Origin of the sequence: Vibrio sp. Vb1166, assembly GCF_033338695.1 — a bacterium.
GTDB lineage: Bacteria > Pseudomonadota > Gammaproteobacteria > Enterobacterales > Vibrionaceae > Vibrio > Vibrio alginolyticus.
Window position 1 is genome coordinate 65,420 of record NZ_JAWOTE010000021.1, and the last position, 10,094, is coordinate 75,513.

Here is a 10,094-nt window from a genome sequence, read left to right on the forward strand (position 1 = left end):
TAACAATTGCTGCAAAATCGCACTAATCATTCTCATTAAGGACACGACAAATTACTTTAATCGTCATGCGTGAAATTTTGGTATGTGTGAAGTTTTTGTTTTCAATATGATCTTTTCTATCAGTTTAATACATAACAAGACATAGAGAAGAGTGCGCAATAATAGCCTTAAAAAATGTGACTGTATTAAAAATAATACTGTTCATGGAGGACAAAAAAACGGACTTTTAACCCTACTTTTTATCCGATAATATCCGCGCCGAATTTGAGGTTTCACACTTTCTAACTAGAGGTTTTGATGAAAAAGGCAATTGCTAAAATTGGTGCATTGACTGCGGTAGCAGTTTCACTTTCAGGTTGCGTAGGTAGTAATGCCGTGACAGGTTATGTTATGGGGTTTAACTTGAAAGCTGTTGACAACCGTTACGCTCGAGGTGGTCTAAATATGCTTTTAGCGCCTGTTTATGGTGTCGCGATCGCAGCGGATTATATCGTGTTTAACTCTCTAGAATTTTGGACGGGTAAGAACCCGTTAAATGGTAAGCCACATATCTTCGATACAAAGGTAGATACTTACATTGATGTCAATCACCAGTTAGATAAGTCGTTAACGACGGCACCAATCGCACCATTAGCGGATAACCGTGTCATTGAGCAGGGGCGAATGCAGCAAATCGATGAGAACACTGTTCAAATGGATATTACTTACAGTAACGGTGAAAAGGCGACACTCATGGGTGTACGCGATGGTGAGTTTGTTACTTACTACATTGATGGTGAAGTTGCTGCACAAACCTCAATGGATGAATTAGCCGCTTACGCGCAAAACCGTGTGTAGTTGGGTTCAACTAAACCAAAAAAAGGGTGCCGTATGGCACCCTTTGTCATTTTTCGTGATTGAATTATGCTTTCTCTGGAATCGCTTCTAAAAGCGCGACCATCTGATCCCAGTACAACTGAACAGTATCAATCTTCACTTTCTCATCTGGAGAGTGAGGGAATTTTATTGTTGGACCGAAAGAAACCATATCCATGTGTGGGTATGGTTCTTTAAATAGGCCACACTCAAGACCAGCATGGATGACCATGATGTTCGGCTTATGACCGTAAATGCCTTCATACATATCACGGAAAATTGCCATGATCTCGGAATCTGCATCTGGCTTCCAGCCAGGGTAAGCGCCTGAGAACTGAATTTGTGCGCCTGCTAGCTCAGTAATCGAGCGCAGCATGCTTTCCACTTGGCTACGGCCAGAGTCAATGAGAGAACGAATCAAGCAAAGCACGGTGACTTTATTTTCTTCTGTGCTGATCACACCAACGTTTAGAGAAGTTTCAACAACGCCTTCCACCTCATCACTCATACGGATTACGCCGTTTGGACAAGCGTTAAGTGCCGCAATGAATCGTTGCTGATCGGCGATTGAAAATACTTGCGCGTCAGTCGTGATCGCTTCATTAAAGGTTACGATACCTGTTTCGATTTTACCCAATTCAGTTTTAAGCAGCTCAGTGTAGTGGTTGAACAGCTCAGCAAGTTTGTCTTGGTTTTCGACAGGAAGCGCAACAGTAACAAACGCTTCGCGAGGGATTGCATTACGTAAGCTACCACCACGGAATTCGACTAAACGTAAATCAAGCTCTTGAGCATGACCGGCAAGGAAACGACCAAGTAATTTGTTGGCATTACCGCGACCTGTGTGAATGTCACAACCTGAGTGACCACCTTTTAGGCCTTTCAGCGTCAGTTGGCGTGTTACAAAACCTGCAGGCGTTGATTCTCGAGAAATATCGAAAGTCATGGTGCCATCAACGCCACCTGCACAACCCATGTAGACTTCGCCTTCTTGCTCAGAGTCTGTATTTAGAAGAATCTCACCCTCTAACCAACCAGCTTCAAGGCCAAATGCGCCAGTCATGCCTGCTTCTTCATCAATCGTCAGCAGAACTTCGAGTGGACCGTGCTTAATATCTTTAGATGCCAATACAGCAAGGCAAGAAGCCATACCAATACCGTTATCTGCACCAAGCGTCGTGCCTTTCGCAGTTACCCATTCGCCATCGATGTAAGGTTGGATTGGATCTTTGGTGAAGTCGTGTTCAGTGTCTTCGTTTTTCTGCGGCACCATGTCGATGTGTGCTTGAAGTACAACAGCCTTCTTATTTTCCATTCCTGGTGTCGCGGGCTTTTTGATGAACACGTTACCGGTTGGATCACGGCGAACGTCAAAGCCTTGCTCTGTTGCCCAGTTGATAATGTACTGTGCTAATGCTTCTTCATGTTTCGATGGATGAGGGATAGAACAAATCTTATCGAAAAACTGCCAAAGTGGAGCAGGTGATAAGGTACTGATCTCAGAATGGAACTCAGACACGGAGGACTCCTTTTGATGTGCTTTGCCAAATATATACCGTAAAAATATTGTCAAGGTAGCATTAAATGCTAGACGATTTGGCCTTCAAATTGCCGTTAGCATACCACCAGATAAGGAGTACGAGTAGTCGCGATCACAAGGATTTCTCTCAGAACTGTCACAGTTTGTGAATACAATAACAAGCACTATGTGTTCTCTATCATATATTCTGAAAGTGGCTTTATTTTTTAATTCATAAAATTGTAATTTAATTACACATAAACTTTGATAAAGGTCAATTTGTGCATTTTTTGTGATTCCAATCACTAAAATGCTTGTAATTAAATTTCTTGGTGGTATATTTGTAACCAGCTTCTGAGAGAAGAATGAAATGCTCAAAGGATGAGTCCGTTTTATCGCCTCCAAGGAACCGAGAAATCAACGAATGTTTAATTGATTTAAAAGGTGATAGTTATGAAAGGTTTACCAAGTACAATGTTCTGGAATAGCAAGTCTGTTTACACCGGTAACTTTGTATACCCAACAAGCTTTGGCTACTAAGTGAAGTCAACGCATGTGACTCGAACAGTTTGTTCACCCCTATAAATTGGAATTTTTTTTCAGTGATAGTGCTGACATGATTCACCGCCACCCAAATTGGGTGGCGTTTTTTTATCTCTATTTTCTCTTCCTGACTCACTTATTGCCATCAAAGTCTTCTTCTATTCCCCATTCTTCGGTTTTATCGACTTTTCCATCAAATCTGTTAGATACCATGTTTAAAATGGGCCTTTTTCATCTGAAAGTTTAGTACATTGCTCAGTTTTTATTCTCTTTTAGAGAACTGTGTTATCTGGGTTACCTATTGTTTTATAAGAATATATTTCTTTACTTGCTTTGATGGGTTAGAGAATGTGTTTCATATCCAAAGAAAAAAAACGCATTAGAGTGAAGATTCTATCTAGAATTTGCTATTTGATAACTTTATAATTCCCGCCAATCGATTACGCAACCGTTTACTTTTTACCTTTACAGGATTCGATCATGCTCGAGAGGCTTTTTAAACTCAGTGAAAATGGCACAAATGTGCGCACTGAGATCATTGCAGGTGTTACGACCTTCCTAACTATGGCTTACATTATTTTTGTAAACCCAGCGATCCTGTCGGATACCGGTATGGACCGTGGCGCCATTTTTGTCGCGACTTGTCTTGCTGCCGCAATCGGCTGTTTTATCATGGGATTTGTTGCCAATTACCCAATCGCACAGGCACCAGGAATGGGCCTGAACGCATTTTTTACTTACTCTGTTGTATTGGGAATGGGTTATACGTGGCAAGTTGCGTTGGCGGCTGTATTTGTTTCTGGCCTTCTGTTCATTCTTTTAAGCGTATTTAAGATCCGTGAGTGGATTATTAACTCGATCCCGCATTCTCTACGAACAGGTATTTCAGCTGGTATTGGTCTTTTCTTAGCGTTTATCGCATTAAAAAATGCAGGTATCGTCGTTGATAACCCAGCGACATTAGTTTCTATGGGAGAGATCACATCATTGCCATCTGTATTGGCCGCGATTGGCTTCTTTCTTACGATTGCACTGGTTCACCGTGGTGTGAAAGGTGCGGTGATGATCGCCATTCTTGGCGTTACAGCGCTTGGTCTTCTATTTGGTGATGTGCAGTGGGGCGGTATTATGTCAACGCCACCAAGCATTGCGCCAACTTTCATGCAACTGGATTTCTCTGGTTTGTTTGAAGTAGGCATGATTTCCGTCGTATTTGCTTTCCTATTTGTCGATTTATTTGACACCGCAGGTACGCTCGTTGGCGTTTCTCAAAAAGCTGGTCTAACTGATGAGAATGGCAACATCCCTCGTTTAAACAAAGCGTTACTTGCAGACTCAACAGCAACGTCAGTAGGTGCATTACTTGGTACCTCCAACACGACATCTTATATTGAAAGCGTTTCTGGTGTAGCTGCGGGTGGGCGTACTGGTCTAACAGCCGTGGTTGTTGGTGTACTCTTCCTACTTGCTCTATTGTTCTCACCACTTGCGGGTATGATCCCTGCTTATGCAACGTCAGGTGCGCTATTCTATGTGGCGATCTTGATGCTGTCTGGGCTAGTAAGCATTGATTGGCGTGACCTAACTGAAGCGTCCCCAGTTGTTGTGACTTGTTTAGTTATGCCGCTAACATTCTCGATTGCAGAAGGTATCACGTTAGGCTTTATCGCATACGCGGCGATCAAGTTATTCAGCGGTAAGGGCCGTGAAGTGTCGATGAGTGTATGGGTGATGTCAGCCATCTTCATCGTTAAATACCTCGTCGGTTAATTTCTCGAGCAAAAAGCCAGTGTGAATTTATTCACGCTGGCTTTTTCTTTTTTACGTTGTTCACAGAAGACGGTTTTTCTGCGGAATAGGCAGAGAATTTTGATATCACCGTTGGTATTAGCGGTGTGTTTCGGTAGAATAATCGTTTGCGCAGCTTGAAATCCTCGTCTCCAAACATTTTGGAGAAGTTAGTGAGCATTCCGCTTTTGAGTGACTTCGCTAGATTTTGAGGATGCATATTTTCAAATTATTAGGTTATTACAATGAGTAAAAAATTCATTATCACTTGGGATGCAATGCAGACTTACTGCCGTGAACTGGCTGAGAAACAAATGCCAGCTGAGCAATGGAAAGGAATTTGGGCGGTAAGCCGCGGCGGTTTGGTTCCTGGCGCTATTTTAGCTCGTGAACTGGGTATTCGTTACGTTGATACAATCTGTATTTCAAGCTACGACCATGATCATCAGCGCGACATGACGGTACTAAAAGCACCTGAAGGTGATGGCGAAGGTTACCTAATCGTTGAAGACCTAGTAGACAGTGGTGATACAGCGCGCAAACTACGTGAGATGTATCCAAAAGCGAAAATGATCGCTGTGTGTGCGAAACCATCAGGCAAAGAGCTGCTGGATGATTACGTTGTAGATATTGCTCAAGACACTTGGATCGAGCAGCCTTGGGATATGTCAATCCAGTATGCTGAGCCAGTAAACCGCAAGCAAAAATAAGCGCGGTTAAAGAATATTGAGAAATGCCCCTTTATAGGGGCATTTTTTTTATTATGATATTAAATCATGCTAATAGCCTAGGGTTCTTCCTATGTCTGAAGACGTCAGTAAAAATCTTTCCGAAACTTTGTTCGTGAAACATAAGCAAGCAAAAGAAACCTCCGCGCTTACCCAGTACATGCCGACCAGTAAAAAAATACTTGATGAACGAGAAGCGCAAGGTGATCGTGCTTGGTATCGTCATTTGCGTCGCTTGCAATGGGCTTGGCAAGGATTGTCTCCGATCGAAATGGAAGGCGTACTGTCTAAAATTGCTTCATCTTCTCACTCGCGAACCAATGATGATTGGTTAGACACTGTAATGGGTTATCACAGTGGTAACTGGACATTTGAGTGGATCAAGCTTGGTATGGATCATCAGAAGCGAGCAAATGAAATGCAAGGAGAAGAGGCAGCGGATGAACTCTTCACTGCTTCTTTGTGTTTTAGTATTGCAGGCTACCCACATTTAAAAAATGATAACTTGGCATCGCAGGCTCAAGTACTGGCAAACAAAGCGTATTCTGACGGCGCAGAAAAAACTAAGTACACCATCAAGCAAATTGAAGTGCCTTACCAAAATCGCAAAATCATCGCGAACCTCCATTTACCAAGAACGGATAAACAGTTGCCTGTGGTCATGGTGAGCGCTGGTTTGGATACTCTACAAACCGACATGTGGCGTTTGTTCCGTAATCGTCTTGCACCGCGAGATATTGCGATGTTAACCGTAGACATGCCTTCGGTAGGGCATAGCTCTCATTGGCCCTTGACCGAGAATTCAAGTTGCCTACATCAAGCGGTATTGAATGAGCTTTACTCGCTACCTTGGGTTGATCATCACAAAGTGGGGTTAGTTGGGTTTCGTTTTGGTGGTAATGCCATGATCAGACTCTCTTTTGTCGAGCAGGAAAAGATCAAAGCTTGTGTCGCTCTAGGCGCACCCGTACATGATATTTTTACTTCCCCTCAGAAGTTACAAAAAATGCCGAAGATGTATTTAGATCTTTTGGCTTCCCGTTTGGGGAAAAATGCGGTTGATATTAATAGCATGGCTGGTCAGATGATGGCGTGGTCATTGAAGGTTCAGGGCTTCCTGAGCAGTCGAAAAACCAAAGTGCCTATTTTGGCTTTGAGTCTTGAGGGCGATCCAGTGTCGCCACACAGTGATAATCAACTTGTTGCTCTATTTAGCCAGTATGGTAGAGCGAAAAAAATCAGTTCCAAAACAATTACAAAAGGATATGAGCAATCCCTCGATTTAGCCATAAAGTGGCTAGAAGATGAATTATTAGGGTGACAATTCTCCTAAATTAGTTAAGAGTGATATATCTGAGCAAAAAATAAGCTCATGATAATTAAAAATAATAATCATTCTTGGGTGTTTACTTTTAACTATGAAAACGGAGATTCATATGTCAGAGACGACTCAGGGCCCGACTCACTTTCGCTTGATGTCTAAGTTGAAGGCGATAGGGCCTTACCTGCGCGAACCACAATCGCAAGAAGGGCGCTATTATTTTGATTGTTTATCTGTATGTGTAGACGACAAAAAATCGCCTGAGAAGCGTGAATTTTGGGGCTGGTGGATGGATTTGGAATCCATCGAGGGAGGCTTTACTGCTAAATATCATATTGGCAAGTACAACAAAGAAGGGCAATGGGTATCTGAAGCCCTTCCCAAAAAAGTGGTAGAGGAAGTGTATCTAACGCAGAGCACATTCCATCAAAAGCTGGTTGATACTTTAGAAGAACACTTCAAATTAGAAGTCGAATATCACACGGAGTCTTTCGATTTCGCTTAATTTGGTTGTTTTCATTTAATACCAAACAAAAAGGTGCGAAAACGCACCTTTTCTCTTGTTAATTCCCTATTTGATTGTTAAAACATCCTCTCTTTATTTGTTTTTCACTTCAGAAGACATCATGACAACGAATCAACAAAATGCAGTTGTTTCACAACCACAAACTGTCGTTGTGAAACTGGGTACAAGTGTGCTGACAGGCGGCACTCTGGCACTCGACCGTGCACACATGGTTGAGTTAGCACGCCAGTGTGCTGAGCTTAAAAAACAAGGCCATTCAATCGTAATGGTTTCGTCTGGTGCTATTGCAGCAGGCCGTGAGCATCTTGGTTACCCCGCATTGCCCAACGAGATGGCGAGTAAGCAGTTACTTGCCGCGGTGGGGCAGAGCCGCTTGATTCAAACATGGGAGTCTTTGTTTGGTATTTATGGTATCAAGATCGGCCAAATGTTACTAACCCGTGCCGATTTAGAAGATCGTGAGCGATTCCTTAACGCGCGTGACACTATTAATGCGCTCGTTGCGAACGATATTGTTCCTATCGTAAACGAAAATGATGCCGTTGCGACTAGCGAGATTAAAGTTGGCGATAACGACAACCTTTCCGCTTTGGTAGGCATTTTATGTGGTGCAGATAAGCTCTTGCTTTTAACGGACCAAAAAGGTCTGTTTACTGCTGACCCTCGTAAAGATCCGAACGCAGAGCTTATCAAGGAAGTAAAAACCATCGACGACACGCTGCGTAAAATCGCAGGTGGAAGCGGTACAACATTGGGTACTGGTGGTATGGCAACGAAGCTGCAAGCCGCAGACATCGCTCGCCGCGCAGGTATCGAGGTTATTATTGCTGCTGGTAGTGCGCCGAATGTTATCTTTGACTCTTTAAGTGCTGAACCTCAGGGCACGCGCTTCCTACCTTGCGCTGAAGCCTTAGAGAACCGTAAACGCTGGATTCTAGCGGGACCTGCGGCATCGGGCGACATCGTTATTGATGATGGTGCAGTCAATGCTGTGGTCGGCAAGGGGAGTAGCCTACTTGCTAAAGGGGTCATCAAAGTTAGTGGTGACTTCGCACGAGGCGAAGTGGCGCGTGTAACAAACGCTCACGGTAAGTTGGTGGCTCGTGGCATCAGCGCCTACTCAAGTGATGACCTAATTAAAATTACGGGCAAACACAGTAAAGATATCATCTCTATTTTGGGGCATGATTATGGCTCTGAGGTGATTCACCGCGATGATCTGGTCGTCATTCAGGAATAGAATTAGAGGGAAGCAAAGTGGATTTAACGAATATGGGTAAAGCTGCTAAAGATGCAGCTTTCGAATTAGCGACAGCGTCAACTGCGCAAAAGAACCAAGCATTAGCCATCATCGCTGATGAGCTAGAAGCAAACTCCGCTGCTATTTTGGCGGCAAACGCTAAAGACATCGAACTTGGCCGTGAAGCGGGTTTAACCGATGCGCTGCTCGATCGCCTTTTGCTTAATGAAGAACGATTGACTGCAATTGCGAATGATGTTCGCAACGTCATTAGCTTGAACGATCCTGTAGGCAGCGAAATAGACAGTAAGGTACTGGAAAATGGGATGTCACTGTCTCGTCGTCGTGTGCCGCTTGGTGTCGTAGGCGTAATTTATGAAGCGCGTCCAAACGTAACCATTGATATTGCAGCGTTGTGCTTGAAAACCGGCAACGCAAGCATTTTACGTGGTGGCAAAGAGACATTTTTCTCGAATATGGAATTAGTGAAGGTTATTCAGTCTGCGCTCGCAAAGGCGAACCTTCCAGCCGCTTCTGTGCAATACATTGAAAAACCAGATCGTGAGCTTGTTTCTCAATTGCTTAAGTTGGACGATTACGTCGACATGATCATTCCACGCGGTGGTGCTGGCCTACACAAAATGTGTAAAGAAAACAGCACGATTCCGGTGATTATTGGTGGCTTTGGTATCAGCCATATCTTTGTCGACGAATCCGCTGATCTAGAGAAATCCCTGAATGTGGTTGAGAACTCTAAAGTTCAACGTCCATCTGCGTGTAACTCATTAGATACGCTGCTCGTGCATGAAAAAATTGCAGCGCAACTCCTACCAATGATCGTAGAGCGCATGAACGATAAAGTGACCTTCGTGACAGAGCCTAAGGCAAAAGCACTGATGGCTCAAGCAACACAAATTCGCGATGCTGTTGAAGGTGACTTTGATACGGAATGGTTGAGCTATACTCTTGGTGTAAAAGTTGTGTCTGATGTGAAAGATGCCATTGATCATATGCGTGTCCATAACGCGAGCCACTCAGATGCGATCATGACCAATAGTTTGGAAAACTCAGAACTGTTCATCAATTCTGTCGGTTCGGCGGCGGTTTATGTGAATGCTTCAACGCGCTTTACAGACGGTGCGCAATTTGGCCTTGGCGCAGAAGTCGCAGTATCTACGCAAAAGCTACATGCACGCGGTCCGATGGGCTTAGAAGAGCTAACTAGCTACAAGTGGGTTGGTAAAGCGAACTACTTAGCACGCAGTTAACACATTCGACGAGATCTTGAGTGAAAAAGGGGCCTTTGCGCCCCTTTTTGTTTTCAGCCCTAAACCACCTACTTCAGTAGGTGGTTATCATCCGTTTCGGCTTTGCCTGTAAAACTACTCATGCTAAATGCGTCTTTGATTTTTCCAGAAGTCAAAGAGGACAAATAACATGAGTAGATACAATCAAGCTTCCCACGTATTTTGGCGTTGTCAATACCATATAGTGTGGACGCCAAAGTATCGATTTAGGATCTTGAAGAACAATATAGGTAAAGAAGTTTATCGATGTATTTATGTTTACTGTAA

Annotated in this window: 9 protein-coding genes; 8 read left to right on the top strand and 1 reads right to left on the bottom strand. The window is 43.5% G+C overall.

Annotation, left to right across the window (positions count from 1 at the left end):
* Positions 1 to 297 precede the first annotated feature (297 nt).
* Entirely contained in the window at positions 298 to 837 is a 540-nt protein-coding gene (locus tag R7E51_RS18450; RefSeq protein ID WP_005381596.1) for a DUF3332 domain-containing protein, read from the top strand.
* Between the two features lie 64 nt (positions 838 to 901).
* On the opposite strand, the gene R7E51_RS18455 is transcribed toward R7E51_RS18450, so the two are convergent.
* Complete coding sequence (locus R7E51_RS18455; RefSeq protein ID WP_005381594.1) at positions 902 to 2,374, bottom strand: aminoacyl-histidine dipeptidase; 1,473 nt, start codon at positions 2,372 to 2,374, stop codon at positions 902 to 904.
* Between the two features lie 1,023 nt (positions 2,375 to 3,397).
* Between R7E51_RS18455 and R7E51_RS18460 the strand changes: the two genes are divergently transcribed.
* From R7E51_RS18460 to R7E51_RS18490, 7 genes are all read left to right on the top strand, one after another.
* A complete protein-coding gene (locus R7E51_RS18460; RefSeq protein ID WP_005381592.1) occupies positions 3,398 to 4,687 on the top strand; it encodes an NCS2 family permease in 1,290 nt (429 codons plus the stop codon).
* A gap of 263 nt (positions 4,688 to 4,950) precedes the next feature.
* Positions 4,951 to 5,415: an oxytetracycline resistance phosphoribosyltransferase domain-containing protein Tet(34) gene (gene tet(34), locus R7E51_RS18465; RefSeq protein ID WP_005381590.1), complete on the top strand. Its 465-nt coding sequence runs from the start codon at positions 4,951 to 4,953 to the stop codon at positions 5,413 to 5,415.
* A 91-nt stretch (positions 5,416 to 5,506) separates the two neighbouring features.
* Positions 5,507 to 6,754, top strand: coding sequence for an esterase FrsA (gene frsA / locus R7E51_RS18470; RefSeq protein ID WP_005381586.1), 1,248 nt, complete (start codon positions 5,507 to 5,509; stop codon positions 6,752 to 6,754).
* 115 nt (positions 6,755 to 6,869) lie between these two features.
* Positions 6,870 to 7,259, top strand: coding sequence for a sigma factor-binding protein Crl (gene crl / locus R7E51_RS18475; RefSeq protein ID WP_005381584.1), 390 nt, complete (start codon positions 6,870 to 6,872; stop codon positions 7,257 to 7,259).
* Between the two features lie 121 nt (positions 7,260 to 7,380).
* The gene (gene proB, locus R7E51_RS18480; protein ID WP_206958396.1) at positions 7,381 to 8,520 is read left to right on the top strand and encodes a glutamate 5-kinase; all 1,140 of its coding nucleotides are present in this window, start codon (positions 7,381 to 7,383) and stop codon (positions 8,518 to 8,520) included.
* A gap of 17 nt (positions 8,521 to 8,537) precedes the next feature.
* The gene (locus R7E51_RS18485; RefSeq protein ID WP_031780851.1) at positions 8,538 to 9,788 is read left to right on the top strand and encodes a glutamate-5-semialdehyde dehydrogenase; all 1,251 of its coding nucleotides are present in this window, start codon (positions 8,538 to 8,540) and stop codon (positions 9,786 to 9,788) included.
* 169 nt (positions 9,789 to 9,957) lie between these two features.
* Positions 9,958 to 10,094, top strand: a 137-nt coding sequence (locus R7E51_RS18490) for a transposase (RefSeq protein WP_258478229.1), incomplete at its 3' end; no start/stop codon positions are given.